The 25,310-nt window shown below is 60.8% G+C and carries 23 protein-coding genes and 1 other RNA gene; 9 read left to right on the top strand and 15 right to left on the bottom strand.

What is annotated here, in order from left to right:
* Positions 1-9: 9 nt before the first annotated feature.
* From recR to ffs, 4 genes are all read right to left on the bottom strand, one after another.
* Complete coding sequence (recR, locus tag ACK6D9_RS03980) at positions 10-615, bottom strand: recombination mediator RecR (RefSeq protein WP_267654720.1); 606 nt, start codon at positions 613-615, stop codon at positions 10-12.
* Positions 616-725: 110 nt separating this feature from the next.
* Positions 726-1,049: a YbaB/EbfC family nucleoid-associated protein gene (locus ACK6D9_RS03975; RefSeq protein ID WP_412050712.1), complete on the bottom strand. Its 324-nt coding sequence runs from the start codon at positions 1,047-1,049 to the stop codon at positions 726-728.
* 67 nt (positions 1,050-1,116) lie between these two features.
* Positions 1,117-2,973, bottom strand: a complete 1,857-nt coding sequence (locus ACK6D9_RS03970; RefSeq protein WP_412050711.1) for a DNA polymerase III subunit gamma/tau — start codon at positions 2,971-2,973, stop codon at positions 1,117-1,119.
* Positions 2,974-3,186: 213 nt separating this feature from the next.
* Positions 3,187-3,283, bottom strand: an RNA gene (gene ffs / locus ACK6D9_RS03965) — signal recognition particle sRNA small type.
* A gap of 95 nt (positions 3,284-3,378) precedes the next feature.
* Between ffs and ACK6D9_RS03960 the strand changes: the two genes are divergently transcribed.
* Both ACK6D9_RS03960 and nudC read left to right on the top strand, forming a co-directional pair.
* Complete coding sequence (locus ACK6D9_RS03960; protein WP_322989294.1) at positions 3,379-3,783, top strand: HIT family protein; 405 nt, start codon at positions 3,379-3,381, stop codon at positions 3,781-3,783.
* A 3-nt stretch (positions 3,784-3,786) separates the two neighbouring features.
* The gene (gene nudC / locus ACK6D9_RS03955; RefSeq protein WP_412050710.1) at positions 3,787-4,752 is read left to right on the top strand and encodes an NAD(+) diphosphatase; all 966 of its coding nucleotides are present in this window, start codon (positions 3,787-3,789) and stop codon (positions 4,750-4,752) included.
* Between the two features lie 6 nt (positions 4,753-4,758).
* Here the strand turns inward: nudC and ACK6D9_RS03950 are convergent, their stop codons facing one another.
* Both ACK6D9_RS03950 and ACK6D9_RS03945 read right to left on the bottom strand, forming a co-directional pair.
* Positions 4,759-5,652 (bottom strand): prephenate dehydratase, encoded by an 894-nt coding sequence (locus ACK6D9_RS03950; RefSeq protein WP_322989292.1) that lies wholly within the window; start codon positions 5,650-5,652, stop codon positions 4,759-4,761.
* Positions 5,653-5,682: 30 nt separating this feature from the next.
* Positions 5,683-6,429 (bottom strand): 3-deoxy-manno-octulosonate cytidylyltransferase, encoded by a 747-nt coding sequence (locus ACK6D9_RS03945; protein WP_412050709.1) that lies wholly within the window; start codon positions 6,427-6,429, stop codon positions 5,683-5,685.
* A 170-nt stretch (positions 6,430-6,599) separates the two neighbouring features.
* Between ACK6D9_RS03945 and ACK6D9_RS03940 the strand changes: the two genes are divergently transcribed.
* The 6 genes from ACK6D9_RS03940 to ACK6D9_RS03915 all read left to right on the top strand — a co-directional run bounded on the left by ACK6D9_RS03940 (position 6,600) and on the right by ACK6D9_RS03915 (position 14,311).
* Positions 6,600-7,292 carry a c-type cytochrome gene (locus ACK6D9_RS03940; protein WP_412050708.1) on the top strand — a complete coding sequence of 231 codons (693 nt, stop codon included), beginning with the start codon at positions 6,600-6,602 and terminating at the stop codon, positions 7,290-7,292.
* A gap of 152 nt (positions 7,293-7,444) precedes the next feature.
* Positions 7,445-9,274 (top strand): extracellular solute-binding protein, encoded by a 1,830-nt coding sequence (locus tag ACK6D9_RS03935; RefSeq protein ID WP_412050707.1) that lies wholly within the window; start codon positions 7,445-7,447, stop codon positions 9,272-9,274.
* A gap of 159 nt (positions 9,275-9,433) precedes the next feature.
* Positions 9,434-10,540, top strand: coding sequence for a microcin C ABC transporter permease YejB (locus tag ACK6D9_RS03930; RefSeq protein ID WP_412050706.1), 1,107 nt, complete (start codon positions 9,434-9,436; stop codon positions 10,538-10,540).
* Positions 10,537-11,688, top strand: a complete 1,152-nt coding sequence (locus ACK6D9_RS03925) for an ABC transporter permease (protein WP_412050705.1) — start codon at positions 10,537-10,539, stop codon at positions 11,686-11,688. Before ACK6D9_RS03930 ends, ACK6D9_RS03925 begins: the two co-directional genes overlap by 4 nt.
* Complete coding sequence (locus tag ACK6D9_RS03920; protein WP_412050704.1) at positions 11,685-13,334, top strand: ABC transporter ATP-binding protein; 1,650 nt, start codon at positions 11,685-11,687, stop codon at positions 13,332-13,334. Before ACK6D9_RS03925 ends, ACK6D9_RS03920 begins: the two co-directional genes overlap by 4 nt.
* Before the next feature lie 8 nt (positions 13,335-13,342).
* Complete coding sequence (locus tag ACK6D9_RS03915) at positions 13,343-14,311, top strand: 2-hydroxyacid dehydrogenase (RefSeq protein ID WP_412050703.1); 969 nt, start codon at positions 13,343-13,345, stop codon at positions 14,309-14,311.
* A gap of 43 nt (positions 14,312-14,354) precedes the next feature.
* Here the strand turns inward: ACK6D9_RS03915 and ACK6D9_RS03910 are convergent, their stop codons facing one another.
* The 3 genes from ACK6D9_RS03910 to ACK6D9_RS03900 form a co-directional block, all read right to left on the bottom strand.
* Positions 14,355-15,215, bottom strand: a complete 861-nt coding sequence (locus ACK6D9_RS03910; protein WP_412050702.1) for an NlpC/P60 family protein — start codon at positions 15,213-15,215, stop codon at positions 14,355-14,357.
* Positions 15,212-15,580: a MarR family winged helix-turn-helix transcriptional regulator gene (locus ACK6D9_RS03905; protein ID WP_322990078.1), complete on the bottom strand. Its 369-nt coding sequence runs from the start codon at positions 15,578-15,580 to the stop codon at positions 15,212-15,214. The genes ACK6D9_RS03910 and ACK6D9_RS03905 overlap by 4 nt, the downstream gene beginning before the upstream one ends.
* Before the next feature lie 73 nt (positions 15,581-15,653).
* On the bottom strand, positions 15,654-17,048 hold the full coding sequence (locus ACK6D9_RS03900) for a leucyl aminopeptidase family protein (RefSeq protein ID WP_412050701.1): 1,395 nt from the start codon (positions 17,046-17,048) through the stop codon (positions 15,654-15,656).
* Between the two features lie 137 nt (positions 17,049-17,185).
* Between ACK6D9_RS03900 and ACK6D9_RS03895 the strand changes: the two genes are divergently transcribed.
* Complete coding sequence (locus ACK6D9_RS03895) at positions 17,186-18,007, top strand: tetratricopeptide repeat protein (RefSeq protein WP_412050700.1); 822 nt, start codon at positions 17,186-17,188, stop codon at positions 18,005-18,007.
* A 199-nt stretch (positions 18,008-18,206) separates the two neighbouring features.
* On the opposite strand, the gene ACK6D9_RS03890 is transcribed toward ACK6D9_RS03895, so the two are convergent.
* From ACK6D9_RS03890 to ACK6D9_RS03865, 6 genes are read right to left on the bottom strand one after another with little or no spacing between them, the layout of a single operon-like run.
* Complete coding sequence (locus ACK6D9_RS03890) at positions 18,207-19,217, bottom strand: type II secretion system F family protein (RefSeq protein WP_322990075.1); 1,011 nt, start codon at positions 19,215-19,217, stop codon at positions 18,207-18,209.
* A 13-nt stretch (positions 19,218-19,230) separates the two neighbouring features.
* Positions 19,231-20,241 (bottom strand): type II secretion system F family protein, encoded by a 1,011-nt coding sequence (locus ACK6D9_RS03885; protein ID WP_322990074.1) that lies wholly within the window; start codon positions 20,239-20,241, stop codon positions 19,231-19,233.
* Between the two features lie 11 nt (positions 20,242-20,252).
* A complete protein-coding gene (locus tag ACK6D9_RS03880; RefSeq protein WP_412050699.1) occupies positions 20,253-21,764 on the bottom strand; it encodes a CpaF family protein in 1,512 nt (503 codons plus the stop codon).
* 25 nt (positions 21,765-21,789) lie between these two features.
* Complete coding sequence (locus ACK6D9_RS03875; RefSeq protein WP_412050698.1) at positions 21,790-23,076, bottom strand: AAA family ATPase; 1,287 nt, start codon at positions 23,074-23,076, stop codon at positions 21,790-21,792.
* A gap of 45 nt (positions 23,077-23,121) precedes the next feature.
* On the bottom strand, positions 23,122-23,820 hold the full coding sequence (locus ACK6D9_RS03870) for a CpaD family pilus assembly protein (protein WP_412050697.1): 699 nt from the start codon (positions 23,818-23,820) through the stop codon (positions 23,122-23,124).
* Positions 23,821-23,834: 14 nt separating this feature from the next.
* Positions 23,835-25,247, bottom strand: a complete 1,413-nt coding sequence (locus ACK6D9_RS03865; protein WP_412051726.1) for a type II and III secretion system protein family protein — start codon at positions 25,245-25,247, stop codon at positions 23,835-23,837.
* Between the last annotated feature and the right edge of the window lie 63 nt (positions 25,248-25,310).

Below are 25,310 nucleotides of genomic sequence, written 5' to 3'. Positions count from 1 at the left end.
CGGGATCCTCTAGAACGCGGTGCGGGCGCGAATGGCGGCGGCGAGTGTGCCTTCGTCAAGATAATCGAGTTCCCCGCCAACCGGCACGCCATGGGCCAGGCGGGTAACTTTCAGATCGAAGCCGGACAGTTGCTCGGTGATGTAATGCGCGGTGGTCTGGCCTTCGACGGTAGCGTTGACCGCGATCAGAATTTCGCGCACCCCGCCTTTGGCAACGCGATCGACCAAGCCGGCAATGGACAAGTCATCCGGGCCGACGCCATCAAGCGGCGACAGAGTGCCGCCGAGCACATGATAGCCAGCATTCATCGCCGCGGCACGCTCCAGCGCCCAGAGATCGGCAACGTCCTCGACGACGATGATGACGCTTTGATCACGCGTCGGGTCGGTGCAGACCGCGCAGGGGTCGGAGGTGTCGGCATTGCCGCAGGTTGAGCAGATCCGGACCTTGTCATGGGCCTCGCTGATGGCGAGCGCCAGCGGTCCCATCAACTGGTCCTTCTTCTTGATCAGATGCAGCGCCGCACGGCGGGCCGACCGCGGCCCCAGCCCAGGCACCCGGGCAAGCAACTGGATCAGCCGTTCGATCTCCGGCCCGGTTACCCGCTTTTGCATTTCATTCTCCGGCTTTGCACAATCCCGCTACAGAGCGCCCGATGACAAGCCCTAGGGTAAAGACGCGTGAAAGCATCGCCCTCAAGGCTTACCATACGCGCTGTCTCGGCTCAGAACGGCAGTTTCATGCCCGGCGGAATCGGCAGTCCGGCGGTCAGTTCCTTGGTGCGCTCGGCCATCATGGCCTCAACCTTGCCCTTGGCGTCATTGTGCGCGGCGACGATCAGATCCTCGAGGATCTCGACATCGTCTTCCTTGAACATCGACGGATCAATGGAAACGCCCAGCATCTGCCCCTTGCCCGAAAGTCGGACGGTGACCATGCCGCCGCCCGAAACGCCCTCGCATTCCACCGCCGCAACTTCTTCCTGCATGCGTTCCATCTTGGCCTGCATGTCCTTGATCTTGCCCATCATGCCCATGATGTCCTTCATCGGCGTATCCTCCTGGTTGGCTGCGCCGCCGGATCAGCTCCGGTCGACTGGCATTGGTGCCGTTTATCTAGTCGGTGTCGTCGTCAGGTTCAATTTCCGCCGGCAGGATATCGCCATCCTCGGACGGGGAAAGCGCTGCCTCATCGAGCACGTCATCGGTAACCGTGATGCGCACATCGGTGATCTTGGCGCCGGGAAAGCGCGACAGAATGGCGGCAATGTCGGGGTCCTGGCGCGCGTCACTGACCAGCGCTTCACGCTTGGCGACCTCACGCTCGGAAATGGTCGGGGCGCCCTCTTCCCGGCTGAGCGACACGACCCATTTTGCCCCGGTCCAATCTGCCAGCTTCTTGGTCAATTCGCCCGGCAAGGTCGGGCTGGCGTCGGGCGCGAGGCTGATTTCCAGCCGGCCGGGCACGATCCGGACCAGACGTACGCCGGTGCGGATCTGGACCTTCATGGCAATGTCGCGGTGCTGTTCGGCCAGCGCGACCATGTCCTCGAGCGAACTGATGGCGACCTGCTGCTCCGGTTCGGCCACGACCGCTGCCTGCACCGAGGGCTCAGCCGAGTGGGCAAGCCGCATCGATGGCTGTCCGCCGCCGCCGCCGCCACCCTGAGGCATGTGGCGCTCTCCAACGGCACGCGCCGTGGCGCCGCCGCCGGGACCATTGCCTGCAGATGGGCCATTTGATGAGCTTGGGCCGCCGGCGCTGGCACCGGCGCCATTCTGAAACGCCTTCAGCGCCTCTTCCGGCGATGGCAGGCTGGCCGCATGGGCGATACGAATCAGCGCCATTTCAGCCGCCGCCGCCGGACGGCTGGAGGTGTCGGTTTCGGAAATGCCTTTGAGCAGCATCTGCCAAACCCGCGACAGAATCGCGGTTGACAGGGTGCCGGCAAATTCGGCACCGCGGCTGCGTTCGGTCTCGGTCAACGACGGATCGTCTGCAGCCTGGGAAACGAATTTGAGCCGGGTAACAAGATGAGTAAAATCGGCCAGATCGGTCAGGATCACCGACGGGCCGGCGCCCGAATCATACTGGTTGCGGAAACTTGCGAGTGCGGCGGAAACATCGCCACCCATCAACGAGCCGAACAGCTCGACCACGCGCGACCGGTCGGCGAGACCCAGCATCGAACGCACCGCCTCGGCATCGACCGCGCCGCCGCCATGGGCGATCGCCTGATCGAGCAAGGACAGACCATCGCGCACCGAACCTTCAGCGGCACGGGCAATCATGGCCAGCGATTCATCGTCGATGGCAATGCCTTCCTGGCCGGCGACATTCTTGAAATGCGCCACAAGCAGACCCGAATCGATGCGGCGCAGATCAAAACGCTGGCAGCGCGACAGCACGGTGATCGGAACCTTGCGGATTTCGGTGGTGGCGAAAATAAACTTCACATGTGCCGGCGGCTCTTCCAATGTTTTGAGCAGGCCGTTGAAGGCCTGGTTGGAGAGCATGTGGACTTCGTCGATGATGTAGACCTTGTAGCGCGCCGATACCGGACGGTAGCGCACCTGTTCGATGATCTCGCGGATATCGTCAATGCCGGTGTGCGAGGCCGCATCCATCTCGATGACATCGACATGGCGGCCTTCCATGATGGCCTGGCAATGTTCGCCCGGCACCGTCAGATCGATGGTCGGTTGGTCAATCTCGGCGGTCCGGTAGTTGAGCGCGCGGGCCAGAATGCGGGCGGTCGTTGTCTTGCCGACACCGCGGACTCCGGTCAGCATCCAGGCTTGGGCAATGCGGCCGCTGGAGAAAGCGTTGGTCAGGGTGCGGACCATTGGCTCCTGGCCAATCAGGTCGGTAAAATCGGTCGGTCGGTATTTGCGTGCGAGAACCCGGTACGGCGCCTGCCCTTCGGAGCCGGCCACCGGTGACGTCTGCTTCGTGCCGGTTGGTTCGTCCATGATCCTCGTGCCGCCCTTGCGCTGGCCTGATTGCCATCCAGTTAGAGCGCCGCGCGTTCAATTAGAAGCGCACGGGACGCCCTGCCGTATAAATCCTGTGCATGATCATTCCGCTCAGCCACGATCGATGGCGCGCACCATGCACTGGAATGTTTGCACCCCGGTCGAACCCGGTCAATGACCGGATCTGCCATTCATGGCGCGGGCGAAAGGGTGGGAGGCTGGCACGGTGACCCGTGCCGGGCTCGTTAGGGCTGCTTCCTTCCGGACCTGACCCGGTTGGCGAGTGGCTCGTCCACCACCAACCTCCCGTCTGCACATATCGTCAATCGGTTCGCCAAAAGCAAGCCAGAGCCAGAAAAAACTGCTAGGATCATCACTTCATTTCGAAGTTCCGGATTTCCCATGTCCCTATTTGTCCTCGATCCCCGGCTTGAACGCGACACCATGCTGCTGATGAAGCTGGGCCTGTGCCAGCTCAGGCTGATGCGCGACAGCCGCTGGCCATGGGTGCTTCTGGTGCCGCAACGCCCTGGAATAAGCGAGATTTTCGAGATGACGCCGCTGGATCAAACCATGCTGACCTTCGAGAGTTCGATCACTGCCAAGGCACTCAAGCAGGCAACGGGGTGCCATAAAATCAACATCGGAGCCCTTGGCAATCAGGTTTCCCAGTTCCATCTTCATGTTATTGCACGCGAGCAGGGCGACCCGGCATGGCCGGGACCGGTCTGGGGTCATGGCGAAGCCACCCCCTGGACCGAAAGCGCCCGCGCTATATTGACAAAAAGACTTATCGAGGCCCTCTGATACATGCCATTTTCCCTGTTTGACCATGACGCTCCGCATCGCGAAGCCAGCCGGCTGGTTGCGTTTTCATCCAACCGGCTCGACCGCCGTTCCGAACATCGCAGTGAGAATGAACTCGGCGACGCGCTCGCCGATCCCGCCACCCGTTATTTCGCCATCACCGAGGGGCGGCTGGCGATGCGGGTCAACGGTGCCGCACCGCATGGCCTGCTCGAAGCCCCCGATCTGGAGTTGATGCAACCCCAGCACGGCGACGCCGTGTTGATCGGCTGGGACGAACACAATGCGGCACGGATTGCGGTGCCGGTGGGCATTGCCGCCGATGATCTGCCCGAGCCCTACAAGGCCATCGACACCCGCTCGGTCTACCGCCAGGCACTGCTCGACGAGGAAACGCTGGGCGCCTTTGCGCAAGGTACCAGCCTGGTTTCGTGGGCACTCGCCAACCGCCATTGCGGTGCATGCGGCAAGATAATGACGCCCGAAGCCGGCGGCTATCGGCGCAAGTGCATGGCCTGCGGGCATACGGTGTTTCCGCGGACCGACCCGGTGGCGATCATGCTCGGCGTCGACGAGCAACGCGACCAATGCCTGCTGGGGCGCAGCCCGCATTTTCCGCCGGGCATGTATTCAACCCTGGCCGGTTTCATCGAACCGGGTGAAACGATGGAAGACGCGGTGCGACGCGAAACCCTGGAGGAATCGGGTATCCGGATCGGCCGCGTCCGTTATCACGCAAGCCAGCCCTGGCCGATGCCGCATTCGCTGATGATCGGTGTTTACGCCGAAGCGCAGAGCCTGGAGATTGCCCGCGATACCGCAGAGCTCGAGGATTGCCGCTGGTTCAGCCGCGAGGAAACCGAAGCGATGCTTGCAAATGTGCTGGGAGAGGACGCCGCTTCGGCGCCGCCGCCGGGTGCCATCGCGCACCGGCTGATGCGCGACTGGCTGGACTGGGACAAGAAGTAGGGCGCCTCAGCCTTCCAGTTCTTCCTGTTCCTGGGTGATCGTGCCGTTCTGCGCCAGCCGGAACGGGTGCCCCTGATAGACGCCGAGAATCCGCAGTTCCTTGGAGAAATAGCCGAGCTCTTCCATCGCCCGCGCCACCGGCGCCTCGTCGGGGTGTCCCTGAATATCCGCATAAAACTGGGTCGCAAAAAACTTGCCGCCAAGCTGATAACTTTCCAGCTTGGTCATGTTGACGCCATTGGTGGCAAAACCACCCATCGCCTTGTAGAGCGCTGCGGGAATATTGCGCACCCGGAACACGAAAGTGGTGACAACCACTTCGCCAGCGACCGGACGCGGCGGGACCTTGGCCTCGCGTGACAGCACGACAAAGCGGGTAACGTTGGTTTCGGTATCCTCTACATTTTCCTCAATGATATCGAGGCCGTAAAGGTCAGCAGCGAGGCGCGGCGCCAGCGCCGCTATGGTACGGTCATCGCTTTGCGAGACCTGCCTGGCCGAACCGGCAGTGTCGCCTGCGACAACCGCCTTCCAGCCATTCTGGCGGATAACCTTGCGGCATTGGCCGAGCGCATGGACATGGCTGTGCACCGTGCGGATTTCGGAGAGCTTCACACCGGGCAACACCATCAACTGGAAATGGATCGGCATGAAATATTCGCCGACAATATGCAGTTGGGATTCCGGCAGCAGATAGTGGATATCAGCGACCCGGCCCGCAATAGTGTTTTCAATCGGGATCATCGCCAGATCCGCCTCCCCCTGGGAAAGGGCGTTGAACGCATCCTCGAAGGTGGCGCAAGGCAACGGCTCCATGGCCGGAAACATGTCGCGGCACGCCATGTCCGAATTTGCGCCGAATTCGCCCTGAAAGGCGATGCGGTTGGTGGGTGCGGTCATCAAATCTGTCCGTTTTGAGAAAAGTACAGGCTATTTCGGCGCGAGGATGCGTCTGGCGCGTTCGAGATCGGCGGGAGTATCGACACCGAGCGGAACCGAGTCAACGATCGCCACATCGATGCGCAGGCCGTCCTCGAGCGCGCGCAGCTGTTCCAGTGATTCGCGTTTTTCGAGCGTCGAGGGCGGAAGCGACACGAAACGCTGCAGGGCAGACCGGCGCCAGGCGTAGAGCCCGATGTGATGAAACAGCGGACCGTCTCCGTAAGGGGCGGTGGCGCGGGTGAAATAGAGCGCCCGCAGCAGGCCCTCGCCGACCGGGGTTCCGACCACCTTGACGATGCTCGGATTGGTCTTTTCGGCTTCATCGGCAATTTCTACAGCAAGCGTTGCGATATCGGCATTCGAATTCGCCAGCGGCAACGCGGCGCGTCGAATTGCCTCCGGTTCTATTGCCGGAATGTCGCCCTGAATGTTGAGAATGATATCGGCGCGGCCTTCCGGATCCAGTTTCATTGCCGCCTCGAACACCCGGTCCGACCCGGACTGGTGATCGTTGCGGGTCATCACCGCCTCATAGCCCGCAGCCTCGACCGCATCGGCGATCTGGCGCGAATCAGTGGCTATGGCGACACGGCCCACGGCGGCAGCAGCGGCCTGCCGTGCAACCCAGACAATCATCGGCTGGCCGCCAATATCGGCAAGCGGTTTTCCCGGCAGACGTGTCGATGCCATTCTGGCTGGAATAATGATGAGCGTATGCTCATGGCCATCTGCCATAGGGTGCTGATCCTCTATTGTGCGGCACGGGTGTCAAAAAGTCTCATTGCCGCTGCCACAACGGTGTTGCAACAATGATGCAAAAGACATAGGTTCCGCGCGATTTCAAGACTGGTTCGGATATTGCGAGAAACTGGGCGGGAACACGAACCGAAACGGAGCGGCGGAACATGAATTCCTCATATTTCAACACGGCGGCGGGCGCATTTCTGGGCGTCTTGTTTGTTCTGATGACCCTTTCCATCGTCTCTGATGGTATCTTTGACACACATGAACCGGAGACCGAAGGGTTTGCGATCGAGGTCGCTGAAGGCGGTGGAGCCGACAGTGCACCGGCCGAAGAAGCTGCGCCTGAAGAAATCGCACCGTTGTTGGCCAGCGCCGATCCGGACAAGGGCGCAAACGTATTCAAGAAGTGCGCTGCTTGCCACACCGTTGACCCATCGGGCGCCAACAAGGTTGGCCCTGGTCTGTGGGACATCGTCAATCGGCCCATGGCAACCCACGAAGGCTTCAAATATTCATCGGCCATGACCGAGTTTTCCGAAGGCGGAACGGTCAACTGGGATTATGATCATCTGAGCCACTTCCTGGCTTCGCCGAAGAAATACATCTCCGGCACGGCAATGGGTTTTGCAGGCCTCAAGAAAATCGAGGACCGAGCCGATCTGCTGGCCTATCTGCGCACCCTGGCCGATACACCGGCGCCGCTGCCGACCGAAGATGCGGCACCGACCGAGGCTGCAGAAGAGTCCACAGCGCCCGCCGAGGCTGTGGAAGAATCCGCTGCGCCTGAGGAGCCCGCTGAAGAATCAGCAGCCCCCGCAGAAGCCGATGCCGAGACTGCAGAACCGGCCAACTGAGGGCTCTGCCTTTCGCAAGACTTCCAAAGCCGGGCCACGCGCCCGGCTTTTTTGGTATCTGGTTTTACCCTTTTCACAATCAGGTCCTGTACGTGCCGTGGAAGTGTCCTATTCTTCCGGCAATGGAAGAAGTTACCGGAGAACCCGCACCCATGACCAACCGCATCGCCCTTTTCATGCTGGCTTTGGCCGGACTGATCCTTTCCATCTCCCCCTCACTGGGTGCGGAACCAGTCTGGCGACATGCCACGGCGATGATTGACGAAACGAAATATCCTGAAGGCTTTGCCCGCTTCGACTATGTCAATCCGGACGCGCCCAAGGGCGGAACGCTGAAACTGTCACAGGAAGGCACGTTTGACAGCTTCAATCCGGTGCTGGCCAAGGGCGAGCTGGCGGCAGGGCTCAATCTGGTCTTCGACGCGCTGATGAAAGCCTCGGAAGACGAAGTTTCGTCGTCCTATGGTCTGATTGCCGAGAGCATCTCCTTTCCAGACGACATTTCGAAGGTGACATTCCGGCTGCGCACCGAGGCACGCTGGGCGGACGGCACGCCGGTCACACCGGAAGATGTGATTTTCAGCTTCGACAAGGCCAAGGAACTCAACCCGCTGCAGGCCAATTATTACGCCCATGTGGTCTCTGCCGAGAAAACCGGCGAGCGTGAGGTGACTTTCCTGTTTGATGAAAACAACAACCAGGAACTGCCGCAGATTCTCGGCCAGATCCTCATCTTTCCCAAGCATTGGTGGGAGGGAACGGACAAAGATGGCAACGCGCGCGACATCAGCCGCACCACGCTGGAACCGGTAATGGGATCGGGTCCCTACCGGATCGCCGCCTTCAAACCGGGGTCGACAATCCGCTACGAACGCCGCGCCGACTATTGGGGCAAGGATCTCAACGTCAATGTCGGCCAGCACAATTTCGACGCGATCGAATACATCTATTTCACCGATGCCAACGTCGAATTTGAGGCTTTTCGCGCCGGCACAGTCGATTTCCGACAGGAAAATTCATCCAGCAAATGGGCAACTGCCTATGATTTCCCGGCGATCGAAACCGGAGAGATCAAGCGCGAAGAGATCGAGAACCCGCTGCGCGCCGTCGGCATCATGCAGGCCATGGTGCCGAACATGCGGCGCGACAAATTCAAGGATGCAAGGGTGCGCCGGGCGCTCAACTTTGCCCTCGATTTCGAAGACCTGAACCACAATCTGGCGTTTGATGGACTGGCGCGGGTCGACAGCTATTTCTGGGGCACTGAACTGGCTGCTACCGGCTTGCCGGAAGGCCGCGAGAAAGAGATCCTCGAAGGGTTGAAGGACAAGATCCCGGCAGAGGTTTTCACCACGCCCTTTACCAATCCGGTTGGCGGCGACCCGCAGAAGGCACGCGCCAACCTGCGGCAGGCACTGACACTGTTTCGTGAAGCCGGATACGAATTGAAGGGCCAGCAGCTGGTCAATTCAAAGACCGGCGAGCCTTTTGAGATCGAAATCCTGCTTTCGAGCCCTTCGCTCGAACGCTCAGTGCTGCCCTATGTCGCCAGTCTGAAAAAGATCGGCGTGGATGCACGGATCCGCACCGTCGACGCCTCGCAATACACCAACCGGGTGAGAAGCTTCGACTACGACATGATCTGGAATGTCTGGGCGCAAACGCTCAATCCCGGCAACGAACAGGCCGGCTACTGGGGCTCGGCTGCGGTAGACCGCCAGGGATCGAGAAACTACGCAGGTATTTCCGATCCGGCGGTGGACGAACTGATCCGCATGGTGATTTTCGCGCAATCCCGCGCGGAGAAGACAGCCGCCGTTCGCGCGCTCGACAGGGTGCTGCTTGCGCACCACTACGTGGTGCCGCTGTTTTACAGTGACGCGGTGAAGGTAGCCTATCGCAAGGCGCTCACCCATCCCGCCGAACTACCCTATTACGGCACCGGATTTCCGGAGGTTTGGTGGATGGACGAGAGCAATTGAGGCGCTTTCGGCCTTGCACCCGATTCGACATTCGATTCTGTATGAGAACCAGACGAATCAGCCCGTCCCGGGCAGATTTGGCTTGAAGGACGCGGAATTGACCAACGCACGCCGCCACATGAGCTTCAGGCTCGCTGCAACCGGCAGGAAGGGCGCCTGATGGGCACCTATATCCTTCGCCGTCTGCTTTTGATGATTCCAACCGTGGTCGGCATCATGGCGATCTCGTTTGCGGTGATCCAGTTCGCACCGGGCGGTCCGGTGGAACAGGTGATCGCGCAGCTTACCGGCCAGGGCGATTCGGCGATCGACCGGATTTCCGGCGGCGGCGGCAGCGACCAGGGGTTCCAGGCCCAGGACTTCGGCAATGATCTGACATCGCAATACCGCGGCGCCCAGGGGCTGGATCCGGAATTCATTGCCAAGCTGGAAGCACAATTCGGCTTCGACAAGCCGCCGCTCGAACGCTTCACCATGATGATGTGGAACTATATCCGCTTCGATTTCGGCGAGAGCTATTTTCGCAGCATCGACGTGCTCGACCTGATAGTCGAGAAGCTGCCGGTATCGATTTCGCTCGGTGTCTGGATCCTGCTGTTGTCCTACGTGATCTCGATCCCGCTGGGGATCAAGAAGGCGGTTTCCGACGGCTCGCGTTTCGATGTCTGGACCTCGGGGCTGATCATCATCGCCTATGCCGTGCCCGGCTTTCTGGTTGGCATCCTGCTGATCGTGATGTTTGCAGGCGGCTCGTTCTTCGACTGGTTCCCGTTGCGCGGCCTGACCTCAGACAATTTCGACGAGCTCAGCCTGTTCGGCAAGATCGTCGACTATTTCTGGCACCTGACGCTGCCGCTGATCGCTCTGTCGCTGTCGGCGTTTGCCACCACCACGCTGTTGACCAAGAACTCGTTCATCGACGAGATCCGCAAGCAGTATGTGACCACCGCACGGGCAAAGGGATTGACCGACCGGCAGGTGCTCTACCGCCATGTGTTCCGCAATGCGATGCTGATCGTCATCGCCGGTTTCCCCGGCGCTTTCATCTCTGCGTTCTTTTCCGGCTCGCTGCTGATCGAGACGATCTTCTCGCTCGACGGACTGGGGCGGCTGGGCTTTGAATCGATCATCAAGCGGGACTATCCGGTGGTGTTTGCAACCTTGTTCATCTTTTCGCTGATGGGACTTGTGGTGGGGCTGATCTCCGACTTGGTCTACACTTGGGTCGACCCGCGCATCGACTTTGAAAAAAGGGATGTCGGATGAACGGCCCGGCTTCCTCCAACAGCCAGGCTTTTGATGCCAAGGGCCGACCCAAGGGCTGGCTGTCGCCGACCAACCGGCGGCGCTGGGCCAACTTCAAGGCCAACCGTCGTGGCTACTGGTCGCTGTGGATATTCCTGGTGCTGTTCATCGCCAGCCTGCTGGCCGAATTGATCGCCAATGACCGGCCGATCATAGCTTCCTACAAGGGTGAAATCCTCTATCCGGTGCTGATCGATTACCCGGAGGAGAAGTTCGGCGGGTTCCTGGCGCGCACCGATTATCGCGATCCGTTCATCCAGGAAGAGATCGACGCCAATGGCTGGGCCGTCTGGCCGCCGATCCGCTATTCCTACACCACGGCCAATTCCTATATTCCGCATTCGGCGCCGACCGCGCCATTCTGGATGCTGGACGCCGGGACCCGTTGCTCGGCCTATCCGCTGAAGGACGCGGACCCAGGTTGTCGGCTTGGCAACATGAACTGGCTCGGTACCGACGATCAGGCCCGCGACGTCACCGCGCGGATGATCTACGGCTTCCGCATCTCGGTGCTGTTCGGGCTGACACTGACAATTTTCTCGGCGCTGATCGGGGTTTCGGCAGGCGCGGTGCAGGGCTATTTCGGTGGCTGGACCGACCTGTTGATGCAGCGCTTCATCGAGATCTGGTCGTCTATGCCGGTGCTCTACATCCTGCTGATCATCGCGGCCGTGCTGCCGCCCGGATTCTGGATCCTGCTCGGTATCATGCTGTTGTTCTCGTGGGTGTCGTTTGTCGGCGTGGTTCGGGCGGAATTCCTGCGCGCCCGCAACTTCGAATATGTCAACGCGGCACGCGCGCTTGGGGTCGGCAATGCCACCATCATGTTCCGCCACCTTTTGCCCAACGCCATGGTGGCGACACTGACCTTCCTTCCCTTCATCCTGTCGGGTTCGATTGCCACGCTGACATCGCTGGATTTCCTCGGCTTCGGGCTGCCGCCGGGCTCGGCCTCGCTGGGCGAACTGATTGCCCAGGGCAAGCGCAACCTGCAGGCGCCCTGGCTCGGACTGACGGCGTTCTTCACCATCTCGATCATGCTGTCGCTGCTGATCTTCATCGGCGAAGCCACGCGTGACGCCTTCGATCCGCGAAAGACTTTCCAATGAGCGATGCTGCGACCAACGGCACCGAGCCGCTCCTGTCGGTGCGCGAACTTTCGGTGGCATTCCACCAGGGCGGCGACAGCCAGATGGCGGTGGACCGGATCTCGTTTGACATCCACCGTGGCGAAACGGTGGCGCTGGTGGGCGAATCCGGCTCCGGCAAGTCGGTCTCGGCGCTGTCGGTGCTCAGATTGCTGCCCTATCCCGCCGCAAGCCATCCCTCGGGCGAGATCCTGTTCAAGGGCAATGATCTGCTCTCAGCGCCGGAAGCGGCGATCCGCGGGGTCCGCGGCAACGACATCACCATGATCTTCCAGGAGCCGATGACCTCGCTCAATCCGCTGCAGTCGGTGGAAAAGCAGATCTCGGAAATCCTGCACCTGCACCAGCAGATCCGCCCCGATGATGCCCGCCGCCAGGTGCTGGCCCTGCTTGATCAAGTGGGTATCCACGATCCGGCGCAACGGCTTGCCTCCTATCCGCACCAATTGTCGGGCGGCCAGCGGCAGCGGGTTATGATCGCCATGGCGCTCGCCAACCGGCCCGAACTGCTGATCGCCGACGAACCAACGACCGCGCTCGACGTCACCGTGCAGGCCCAGATTCTCGAGCTGCTGCGCGACCTCAAGACCCAACACGGCATGGCGATGCTGTTCATCACCCATGATCTCGGCATCGTCCGCAAGTTCGCCGACCGGGTGTGCGTGATGACCGATGGCAAGATCGTTGAAACCGGGCCGACGGCCGAGATTTTCGCCAATCCGCAACATGCCTATACCAAGCACCTGCTTGCCGCCGAACCCAAGGGTCATGCCCCCGCACGGCTGAATACCGCCCCCGAGGTGATGCGGGCGGAAGACATCAAGGTATGGTTTCCGGTCAAGCAGGGTTTCCTGCGCCGAACCGTCCGTCATATCAAGGCGGTCGACGGGCTGTCGCTCAAGCTCAAGGCCGGACAGACGCTCGGCGTGGTTGGCGAATCGGGCTCGGGCAAGACCACGCTGGGACTGGCGCTGATGCGGCTGATCCGCAGCGAAGGTCGGATCTTTTTCGAGAACGCGCCGCTGCACGACCGCACGTTCAAACAGATGAAGCCGCTCCGCAGCGCCATGCAGGTGGTGTTCCAGGACCCGTTCGGTTCGCTCAGTCCGCGCATGTCGATCGCCGATATTGTTGGCGAGGGGCTGGCGGTTCATGCCCGCGACCTCACCGCCGGCGAGCGCGACCAACGGGTCGCCGAAGCGCTGGAGGAAGTGGGACTGGACGCGTCAACCCGATGGCGTTACCCGCACGAATTCTCCGGCGGGCAACGCCAACGCATTGCCATTGCCCGGGCGATGGTGCTCAAGCCGCGTTTCGTCATGCTGGACGAGCCGACCTCGGCGCTCGACATGAGCGTGCAGGCGCAGGTGGTGGATTTGCTGCGCGATCTTCAAGCCCGGCATGACCTCGCCTATCTTTTCATCAGCCACGATTTGAAGGTGGTGCGCGCACTTGCCAATGACGTGATCGTCATGCGCGCCGGCAAGGTGGTCGAGCAGGGAACAGCCGACCATATTTTCGACCGGCCGGAGACCGCCTATACCAAGGCCTTGATGGCGGCTGCGTTCAACCTGGAAGCCGCCGCCGGCGATGTAGTCAGCGAGTAAACACAGACATGACAGCAAACAACACCGGCAAGGGCCGCATCCTGCTTTCACTCACCGGCTGGTCTCCCGACGTATGGCTGGATCAACTGGCAAAAACGGCACCGCACCGGACGGTGACACTGGAGCCCGACAGCGAAGCCGATCCGAGCATCGACTATGCAGTGGTGTGGAAACAACGCCCCGGGCTATTGTCGAAACTGCCCAACCTCAAGGCCATCTTTTCGCTCGGCGCGGGCGTCGACCATGTGTTTGTCGATACCAGCCTGCCAAACGTGCCGATCGTCCGGGTGGTTTCGCCGAACCTGACCACGCGGATGAGCGAATATGTGGTCTGGCAGGTGCTCGACCATCACCGGCAGGGGCGGCTCTACCGGACGCAGCAGGCTGCGCGGATCTGGAACGAGGATCGCGACCAGAAAGCAGCAGCCGATCTGACCGTCGGCATCATGGGGCTTGGCGAACTGGGGCGCGATGCCGCCACCAAGTTGGAGATGATGGGATTTCAGGTGAGCGGATGGGCGCGGACCGAAAAGCACATCGAGGGGCTGACGTGCTACGCGGGTTCGGACGGGCTGGGAGCGTTCCTCGCCTCTGCCGACATCTTCGTGGTGTTGCTGCCGCTTACGCCCGAAACGAGCGAGATCCTCAACCGCGATCTGTTTGCGCGGATGACCAAGGTGGGTCCGCTGGGCGCACCGGTGCTGATCAATGCCGGTCGTGGCGGGCTGCAGAACGAAGCCGATATCCTGACCGCACTCGACCAGGGCCTGCTGTCAGCGGTAACGCTGGATGTATTCCAGCAGGAGCCGCTGGCTGACGACAGCCCGCTGTGGAACCATCCGAAGGTGACGATCACCCCACATGCGGCAGCCGCGTCAATGCCCTCCTCGCTGATTGCGCCGATCATTGCCCAGATCGACGCCCACGACCGGGGCGAACCGCTTGTCAATCTGGTTGACCGCAAGGTCGGTTACTGAAGTCGTGATGCTCGACACTGCCCAGCGTTAACCCGCGCGACGTTCATGGCCTTCGAAAACCGGTGGGCGGGCCGTAGAGCCGGGCAATCCGGTCGATGGCGGCCTGCAACGGTTCGCGGGTGACATACATGGTGCCACCAGAGGCATGCAGCAGCGTCTGCGCATCCTCGAGAAAGCCGACATGGCCTTTCCAGAACACCAGATCATCGCGTTGCAGGACGTCGTGGTCCGGGTCGATGGGCTGGCCCAGACTGGCTGCCTGCTGGTCGGAATCACGTGGCGCGGCCTTGCCGGTCATCGCCAGCGCCATCTGCACCAGACCAGAGCAATCAATGCCGAAGCCCGAGCGTCCACCCCAGAGATAGGGTGTGTGCAGGAAGCTGGTTGCGACCGCCACGGCGTCTTCGCTTGCGGTTTCGCCCAATGGCCGCAGATGCGCGGCAATCATCGCGGAGCCATCATCGAGCAGCGCATAGGCCGTACCCCGGGTCTCCGCCAAGCCGGTGACGGTAACGCGGCTCATCATCGACAGGGAGTGCACGGGGGGAAAGCGGAGATCGGCGCCGGGATAGACAAAACTGCGCGGAACAGTGACTAGATGAGTGGTGTTGCTTGCGCCGTCGCTGATGGCGTTTTCGGGCAGATAGCCGACATAGCCGTCGGACGCCAATTGCACCCAGGCCCAGCCATCGGCGACATCGAACACGGTCAAATCTTCGCCATACAGCGCCTGGGTGTCGATGCTGCTGCGGGCTTCGGGCCGTGGCGAGACGTGCGCAACGGGGACGATCACATGCGCCCTCGCGCCTTCGGTATAGCGCTGTGCGGACACCTGGGACTTGAGCCGGATGTCGGCCAGATCCGGCCGATAGGCGTGGCTGCGACGGTCAAGCTCGACGGTCATGACAGGGGCGCCTCCGCCGATTTGAGGTTGCTGGCCTGGGCGATGATGATGTCGCCAAGTCTTTCGACAAACAGGGCGCCGTCAACGGTCCGCTTGATGATGACGTTGCGGCGATCACGATCATCGCGCACCCGGCGCACCAGTCCCATATTTCCCATGGTGTCGAGCGCCCTGGTTATCACTGGCTTGGTCACGCCAAGCATGGCCGCAAGCCCGCGCACCGTGTGCGGCGGCGAGGCAAGATAGATATGCAACAGGATCGCCAGTTGCCTGATTGTCAGATCCGGGCCGATGACCTGCACATGTTCGAGCGTTGCCGCATGCCATAGTCCGAGCGCTTCGGAGGGTCTAAGATCAAGGGACATGCGGGTTGCTCATTTCATTTCGGCGCCGATTTACATTGACCGAAACAGCCATGACGTGCAACCCGCAAGACTGCTACGCCGAGTGACGCTGGCTGATGACGCTGAACAGGGCGCGGATCGCCTGCGCCTCGCCACCGATCGGCGCGTGTGGCCGGTCCTTGGGCGACCAGCCGAAAATATCGAAATGAGCCCAGCGCGTATCCGGTTCGACAAAGCGCTTGAGAAACAGGGCTGCAGTAATCGAGCCCGCAAAACCGCCTGCGGGCGCATTGGTCAGGTCGGCGATCCGGGCTTTGACATCGGCCTCGTAGGGCTTGTAAAGCGGCATCCGCCACAGCGGGTCGATCACATCTACGGAAGCAGTGGCGATGTCACCGGCCAGCGTCTCGTCATCGGTGTAGAACGGCGGCAGGTCTGGCCCCAGCGCCACCCGCGCAGCCCCGGTCAATGTCGCCATGTCGATCAGCAGATCCGGTTTGTCTTCGCAGGCATAGGTCAGCGCATCGGCCAGCACCAGCCGGCCTTCGGCGTCGGTGTTGTCGATCTGCACGGTCAGGCCCTTGCGGCTGCTCAACACATCGCCGGGGCGGAAGGACTGTGCCGAAATCGAGTTCTCGACCGCCGGAATCAGTACTCTGAGATCAACCGGCAAGCCGGCATCCATGATCATCATCGCCAGCGCCATCACGTTGGCGGCGCCTCCCATGTCCTTTTTCATGTTCAGCATCGAGGCCGGTGGCTTGATGTCGAGGCCGCCTGTGTCGAAACACACGCCCTTGCCGACAAGGGTAATCTTCGGCGCGCCCGCTCTGCCCCAGCGCATTTCCAGCAGGCGCGGCTGTTGATCGGCGGCGCGGCCGACCGCATGGATCATCGGAAACCCCTTCGAGATCAGTTCATCGCCAGCCACCACAGTGACCTTTGCCTTGTAGTGCTTTGCCAAGGCCCGGAAGGCCTGTTCCAGCGCGTCAGGTCCCATGTCGTTTGCCGGCGTGTTGACCAGATCGCGGGCCAGCCCGACGGCGGCCACGCTGCGGGCGATCGCTTCGGCATCAGCATCGGCCGGAATCACCATCCGCGGCCCTTGCGGCCTGGGTTTCTTGTAATTCTCAAACCGGTAGGCGCCCATGCCAAACGCCAGTGCCATCACCGCACCTGGTATCGATGATTTTTCGATGCGCCAATCGCCCGCCGGCAGAGTGCGGGCAAGCCTGCCGCCGATCAGCGGATGACAGTCGCCGTTTTCGCCCAGGCCAAACAGCGCACCGGCGAGCTTGCCGTCACGGCCCGGGGTAAGCAGCAACGTTCCCTCGGCCGCGGTAAAGCCGGCGTTTCTGGCCCAGGCCAGCGCGGTTTCATCGAACCCGCCACGCTCGATATCGGCGCGCGAGACAGCCCATATCGGTAGCGCTTCGCCGGACATGAGTGCAAACGGGGAAGGTCTTTCGATGTGGTGATGGGGCGCCATGGGGTCTCCTTGGATTTCCCGTCGGGATTTACGGGGAATCAGTCGTTAACGGTTGATTAGGGTTAACAGATTATTGCTTGAACCAGGACTGCGGCGCCACCCATGCCGGGACGCCGCGACAATTTAATTTCGGGATCATGCCTATGTCCGCGACAGCAACACGCTCCTACATCCCCCGCCGACTGCTTAGCGCTGTCTGCGTGGCTGCGCTTGCCGTATCGCTGGCGGGCTGCGCCTCCAAGGGACGGCTGACCACCGGGTCGATTCCGTCGACAAGCAAACCGCTGGAAACCATGAATGCGGTGGAACTCAGCTCTGTCGCGGCACGCATCGGTAAGGTTTATGACAGGAACCCCAAGGATGCAGCCGTCGGCATGAAATACGCTTCCGTGCTGACCATGGGCGGTCGCACCGACCAGGCGCTGGCTGTCATGCAGCAGATTGCGATCCACAATCCGACCGACCGTTCGGTGCTTGCCGCCTATGGCAAGGCGCTCGCCGGCGCAGGCCAGTTTGACAAGGCGCTGGACTCAATCCGTCGCGCCCAGACGCCGGATCGTCCGGATTGGCAATTGCTGTCGGCCGAAGGCGCCATTCTCGACCAGATGGGCGATCCGACGAGCGCCCGCGCGCGCTACCGCAAGGCGCTCGACATCAAACCGAACGAACCTTCGGTACTGTCCAATCTCGGCATGTCCTATGTTCTGCAGGGCGATCTCAGAACCGCGGAAACCTATATGGCTTCCGCAGTGAAGCAACCGGGTGCCGATAGCCGGGTGCGCCAGAACCTGGCGCTTGTCGTCGGGCTTCAGGGTCGCTTCAAGGAAGCCGAGCAGATCGCCAGCGCCGAGCTTTCTCCGGAACAGGCCAGCGCCAATGTCACCTATCTGCGCGGCATGCTGTCCCAGCAGAATGCCTGGAACAAGCTCAAGGATTCCGACGAGAACAACACCAACTGATCGGCCGCGAAACCGCCCATTCCCGGCAGCGCCTGACCCTCTGTCTCTTTCTGTGCAAAAGCAAATACCCCTCGATCCATGGTCTGGAGCGGGGGGGGGGTCGTAGCCGATTTTGACTGGTGTCTGGTTCGGTGGGCAAGGCTTTATGCGCCGCCGCGGCCCTGGAAACGGAGCGTCGAACGACGCTCCGACCTCTATTCTAATGCATGCCCTTGGAGAAGTTGTCCGCCACCTGGATCCCTGCCGGTCCGAGAATCACGCCGATCAGCACCGGCAGGAAGAACAGGATCATCGGAACGGTCAGTTTCGGCGGCAGTGCAGCGGCCTTTTTCTCGGCCTCCGTCATGCGGCTGTCGCGGCTTTCCTGCGCCAGCACCCGTAAAGCCTGGGCGATCGGCGTGCCGTAGCGTTCAGACTGGATCAGCGCCTGGGTCACCGACTTGACCGCGTCAAGACCGGTGCGGCTGCCGAGGTTTTCAAAGGCGACGCGCCGGTCCGGCAGGTATGACAGTTCTGCCGTGGTCAGCACGAATTCTTCGGCCAGAGCGGTCGACTGTACGGCGATTTCCTCGGCCACCCGCTTCATTGCCGCTTCGATGGAAACGCCGGATTCAACGCAGATGAGCATCAGGTCGAGCGCGTCCGGCCAAGCAAGCTTGATCGAGGCCTGGCGTTTCTTGGACTGATTGGAGACAAACATGTTGGGCGTGTAAAAACCGGCATAGGCGCCGACGATGCAGGCCAGAATGCGTACAGTCAGCGGCTTGTCAGTCAGGTTTTCGAGTACGAAGACATAAAAGGCCGTCCCCGCAAGGAAGAAAAACGGCAGCACGAAACGCGCCAGCAGAAACATGTTGAGCGCATTTTGGGTGCGGTAGCCCGCAGCACGCAACTTAGCGATTGTGGCGTCATCAGCCAATGCATTTTTCAGATTCAACTGCTCGACAATGCCGCGCACAGAGGCGTTGTTGTGGGCTCTCAGGCCTGCGCTCTTGGTGCTTGTCCGGGAATTTTCGGCGTTGAGACGTGCCCGCTCGCGGGCACGGATTTCATCCCGCTCAAGTGCCGCCGACTTCATCCGGGCATCCATATCGCCACGTTCAAAATAGGGTACGAGGATCGTAAACAGTGTCGCAAGTACAGCAACCGACACCAGAATGGGAACCAGGTAGGCCGGATCGGTGAGGGAAGACGCAATATCAGAAAGCATGGTCGGTCCGTCCCTAGATATCGAAGTTGATCATGTTGCGCATCACCAGAACGCCGATCGACATCCATACGGCCGATGCGGCGAGGATCATGTGCCCGCGGGTGTCGGTGAACAGGATCATGATGTATTGCGGCGATGTCATGTAAACCAGACCGGCGACGATGAAGGGCAATGCCCCGATGATGACGGCTGAAGCCTTGGCTTCCATCGACAGAGCGTTGATCTTGGCCTTCATCTTCTTGCGGTCGCGCAAGACCCGCGACAGGTTGCCCAGCGCTTCAGACAGATTGCCGCCGGCCTGCGCCTGGATGGCGATCACGATGGCGAAGAAGTTGGCTTCCGAGAGCGGGATTCTGGTGTAGAGCCGTGCGCAGGCTTCGGGGATGTTCATCCCCATCTGCTGCGCCTCGACAATGCGCTTGAATTCGGTGCGAACCGGCTCCTGACCTTCCCCCGAAATCATCCGGATGGCGTCATTGAGCGGCAGGCCGGACTTGATCGAGCGAACCATGATATCGAGCGCGTTGGGAAATTCGCTCAAAAACGCTTTCATCCGGCGAGCGCGTAGAAAACCGATGATCCAGCGCGGCACGCCGGCACCGAAAATGATCATCACGCCGGCGGCGACAAGCGGGTTGCCATAGGCGACGAAGGCAAAAGCGCCAGCCAGCAGGCCGAGAATGGCCGACAACAGATAGAACTGGCGCATGGAGATGGTGAGCCCGGCCTGGCCGATTTTTTCCTTGAGCGGCGGCGACTTGCGGCGGTCGTTTTCCTTGTTCTTCTCTTCCAGCGTCTTAAGCGAATCCTGAACCGACTTGCGCCGCTTGTTGGCTTCATTGAGCCGGTCGCGGGCGGCTGACGCCTTGGTTCGATCGGTTTCCGCCGACTTGACCCGTCTGACCCGGCTTTCGGCTTTGCGCTCGCCTTCGATCCGGGTGTAGAGCACACCGTAGCCCAGCGCCCCGGCGGAAAGCGCAGCCAGGCCGATGATGGCGATTACCACTGTATCAAGACCAAACACGCGTGCGCTCCTTACGAGGTGACTTTTTCCATGGCGTCGAGCGAAGCGGCCAAACGCTTGTCTTCGCCATAGTAACGGGCACGATCCCAGAAGTTGGGACGGCCGATGCCGGTCGAGCGGTGCTCGCCGATGATCTTGCCATTGGCGTCTTCGCCGAGCATGTCATAGGTCATCAGATCCTGGGTGATGATGACATCACCCTCCATGCCGACGACCTCGGTGATGTGGGTGATGCGGCGCGATCCATCGCGCAGACGCGCCGCCTGGATGACGACATCAACCGATCCGGCAATGATCTCGCGCACGGTTTTGGCCGGCAGGGTAAAGCCACCCATGGCGATCATCGATTCCATACGGCTCAGGCACTCACGCGGACTGTTGGAGTGGATCGTTCCCATCGATCCGTCATGACCGGTGTTCATCGCCTGCAACAGGTCGAACACCTCGGGGCCACGCACCTCACCGACGATAATCCGCTCGGGGCGCATACGAAGGCAGTTCTTGACCAGATCACGCATGGTGATTTCACCCTCGCCCTCAATGTTAGGCGGGCGGGTTTCAAGCCGCACGACGTGCGGCTGCTGCAGCTGAAGTTCGGCGGAGTCTTCACAGGTAATGATCCGCTCGTCGGCGTCGATATAGGCCGTCAGACAGTTGAGAAGCGTGGTTTTACCGGAACCGGTACCACCCGAAATCACCACGTTGCAGCGAACCCGGCCGATGATCTGCAGGACAGCTGCACCCTCGGGCGTGATCGCACCGAACTTGACCAGCTGATCAAGCGTCAGCTTGTCCTTCTTGAATTTACGAATGGTCAGCGCGGTGCCGTCGATCGCCAGGGGCGGCGCAATGACGTTGACGCGGGAGCCGTCGGGAAGACGCGCGTCGCAGATCGGGCTCGATTCATCGACGCGACGGCCGACCTGGCTGACGATCCGCTGACAGATCGACAAAAGCTGGCTGTTGTCGCGGAAGCGGACGTCGGTTTCCAGAACCTTGCCAGCAACTTCGATGTAGGTCATGCCTGCACCGTTGACCATGATGTCGGCAATGTCGTCGCGCGCCAGCAAAGGCTCCAGCGGACCATAGCCCAAGACATCGTTGCAAATATCGTCAAGCAGCTCTTCCTGCTCGGCAATGGACAGCGCAAAATTCTTGATGGTGATGATGTCATTGACGATATCGCGGATTTCCTCGCGCGCGCTCTCGGCATCGAGCTTGGCAAGCTGGGACAGGTCAATGGTATCGATCAGCGCCGAGAATACCTGGCTCTTGGTGTCGTAATAGGCTTCGTTGCGGGTGCTCTTGCGCTTGGCCGGCGGCTCTTCACGGCGCGGGGGGGCCGGCTGTGCGGCCTGTTTGGGCGCAGGTGTATGGCCCGTATCGGGCGCGTGAGCGGTTGACTGCGCGGCCACCGCTGCCGTTGATGCGGACGCGGCGGGGGCCTCGGCAGAAGCCGGCGGCCTGGTCGTCGTGGTCACCGGCTGCTTGCCGTGTCCATCGTTGCTGCGTTTGCCGAACATATTCCGTTCCACTCCAGACTTACAGTTACTTGCGGCTCAACCGGCCGATCAACGACGAGAGGCCGGCTTTCCTGCGTTTCTTCACTTCGGCCCTGCCGGTAACAACATGGGCAATTTGCGACAGGGATTCGGCGACCGGCGATTTGGCCGAGGATTCGCCGATCATCAGGCCTGAATTGGCGGCTTCACCAAACAGCGCTGCATCGAAAGGAATGATCGCCAGCGGCTCGGTTTCCAGCGGTTCGCAGAACACGTCCGGGCTGATTTCCGGACGCTTGGCAAGGCCCACCTGATTGAGGATCAGCAATGGCGGGCGGTCGTTGGGACGCAGTTTGCGCAAGGTATCGAACAGGTTCTTGGTGTTGCGCAGATTGGCGAGATCGGGCGTGGCGGTGATGACAATCTCGTCGGCGGCGCACAGCACCTTCTGGGTCCATTCGGTCCAGACATGCGGGACGTCAAGCACCGAAACCGGGGCGTTGCGCTGGATGATGTCTAAAATCGGCAGGAAGGCATCGCCGGCGAAATCATAGGTGCGGTCGAGCATTGACGGTGCCGCAAGCATCGACAGATGTTCAGAACACTTGGCCAGCAGGCGATCGAGAAATACCTCATCGAGGCGATCGGGCGAGTAAACCGCTTCGGCGATGCCCTGGGTGGGATCGTTGTCGAAGTTGAGATTTGCGGTTCCGAAGGCCAGGTCTAGGTCGGCAAGAATGACTTCGCTGGAGAACAGGTTGGAAATGCTCCAGGCACAATTATGGGCCAGCGTGGACGAGCCGACACCGCCCTTGGCGCCGACAAAGGCGATGGATCGGCCGAGCGGCGCGGCATCAGGATCGACAAAGATGGTCGAGATGACGCCGATCACATCGGCCATCGACACCGGCGCAACGATGTATTCGGACACCCCGTTGCGCACCAATTCGCGGTACAGTGACACGTCATTGACATGGCCGACGATCACCACCCGTGTATCGGGGTCGCAGACATCGGCCAGATCGCCGAGCTCACCGAGCAAGGTCTGCGCATCCGCGCGGGTTTCCAGAATCAGCAGATTCGGGGTCGGCGAGCCTGAGAACATGTTGGCCGCGGCCGACACTCCGCCGGAATTGATGCGGAGATTGACCTTGGCCATGCGCCGGTCCTCGGCACAACGCTCCATGGTCTTGGCCAGGCCTTCAGTCTCGAAAAAAGCATGCACCGAGATCCGCGGTAGCGGTCGGATGCGTTCGAAATCACCACGGACCGGAGCCTCCTGGCCCTGTTCCGACTGTGTTTCCTGCTCTAGCGCATAATCAAGGTTGGTCATCAAAGTTGTCCTGCTTCAAAGTGCACGCGACGATCAGACTGGCTGTCATAATCCCAGGTCGGCGCCATTTGTCCTGTAGCTTTCAATCGCCGTCGAGCGTCGCTCGGCATCGATCGGGGTCATGCCGCGCGGCGCGACCAGATCGCCGGGATTTGCAATCTGCGCGGCCAGATTGTTCTGCGTTGCGCAACCGAAATTGGCGTAATGCTTGTTGTCGCCGGAATTGGCGAGCATGTCCTCGGGCCAGCGGCCGCACTCCCCGGTGGAGGCAGTGATTGCCATGAATGCAATACGGATCGGCGCCGCATCATCGGGCGAGGAAACCTGATAGGGTGACGAAAGAATGCGATCACCGGGAATACCTTCCTTGCGCAGCACGTCAGCCACCTGACCGGCAAGGACCGATGCAGCACCTGCATTGGCAGAGCCGACCGGAACCATGATGCGAATGACGCCAGATGCGTTTGACCTGTAGGTATTTGCCGCACCTCGAACGGTTTCCCGCGTTGAGGTGGTTAGCTTCCGGTCTCCAGTGGCAACGGGAATATCCACCGTGCGCTCTTCTTCCGAAACGATAATGGGGTGATTGGTTCGATAGTCATCCGGGACAGCGCCCACGGTGACGCTCCTACCCTGCCATCCGGCGCAACCGGAAAGCAGCGACGCAGCAATCATCATCGGCGCAACCGCTGTCCAGCGCGGACGGCGATCAGGATTTGCGGGAACTGGGGTCTTGCACGACATGGTGAGGTTCCTGATCACTTATAAATGAAGCCGACGGCGCCATGATAGCGGCCTGGCGGCAATTGAGTTTCCATCCGGCCATAAACGCGGTTGACCCGTCCAAGAAAGAAGCCTGCGCCATCACCGGCCGGGTTGAAATTGTCGTCGGGACGAGCCAGCTCATTCCGTGCCACTGGCTTGACCAGATACGGGGTGGCGATAACGACCAGTTCGGTTTCACTGCGCGCATAGGCTTTGCTGCGGAACATGGTGCCGAAGATCGGAATCTTGCTCACGCCCGGGACGCCCTCCGTGGTCTGCTGCACATTATCCCGAACAAGCCCGGCCAGCGCGATCGAGCCGCCGGAAGGAAGTTCAATCGACGTTTCGATCTGCCGCTTGCGGAATTCCGTCGTGCTTCCTTCGGTCAGTGGTTCAGAGACCTCGGTATTGATCTTGAGACTGATACGACCAGCCGAGAGAACGATTGGTGTGAAATCGAGCTTTATGCCGTAGTCGTAGGATAGTGTGCTGATCGTGCCGTTAGCCAGAACAACGGTGCGCAGAATCTCGCCGCCGGAAGTGAACGAGGCGCTTTCGCCTGAAATCGCAGTCAAGCTTGGTTCGGCCAATGTACGGATGACCTGCGCCTGCTCCATGGCGTTGAGAACGCTTTCAAGCCCGTATTTTCCGAGCGAACCTGTGACGGTGCCGGAGATTCCGCCACTGGCGATATCGGCGGCGTTGTTCAGGGTCAGGACGTCGAGGCCGGAGCTTTTTGACACCGTGTTGTTGAACCCGAGCTGCTTAAGCACCTCGCGACTGACTTCGGCGACGGTGATCTTCAATGTCACCTGGTCCTCGCCATCAATCTTAAGCAAATTGACGATCTTGGATTTCTGGCGCGCTTCAGCGTTGATGGCAGCGTCGCCGCCGTCGCCGACCAACTTGTCGACACGGGTGGTGGCTTCACCACCGGTCAGGAATATATTGGCAAGATTGGCTGCCTGGGCCGCATCTTGAGGCGTACGCACCGAGCCGGTCAGCACGATGTTGTCGGAAATGATTTCGACCTTGATGTCGGAATCGGGAAGGAAGCGGGCGAGGTTGGCCTCAAGCCCGGCAACATCTCTTTCGATCTCAAGCTCGATGGAGACAATTTCCTCGCCATTTGGCCCGAAGACAAAAATGTTGGTTTGTCCAACGGTCTTGCCAAACAAGTAGAGCCGGCGCGACGTGCGGGTGACCGCGTCGGCAAGGGCCGGATCAGCCACCAGAATGTCACTGGCATCGACGGGAAGATCCACGACGATGGCCTTGTTGAGGCCCAGTTTGACGCGCTTGCTGACGCCGGATCCATATTTCTTGATCTTGATGACGCTGGGAGCTGCCTGCGCGGCGGACATCAGGGTACCACTGGACGGATCCAGAGCGATGCCGGCGATCATGACCGATCCGACCAGCGCGATGCTGGCGATGGACGACAAAAGCGTTTTTGCTGTGTGACGCAC

The sequence above is a fragment of the Hoeflea sp. Naph1 genome (assembly GCF_046837775.1).
In the GTDB taxonomy this organism is placed as follows: Bacteria; Pseudomonadota; Alphaproteobacteria; order Rhizobiales; family Rhizobiaceae; genus Hoeflea.
The sequence above is the reverse complement of the archived record's forward strand: the minus strand, read 5'-3'. Positions and strand labels throughout refer to the sequence as shown.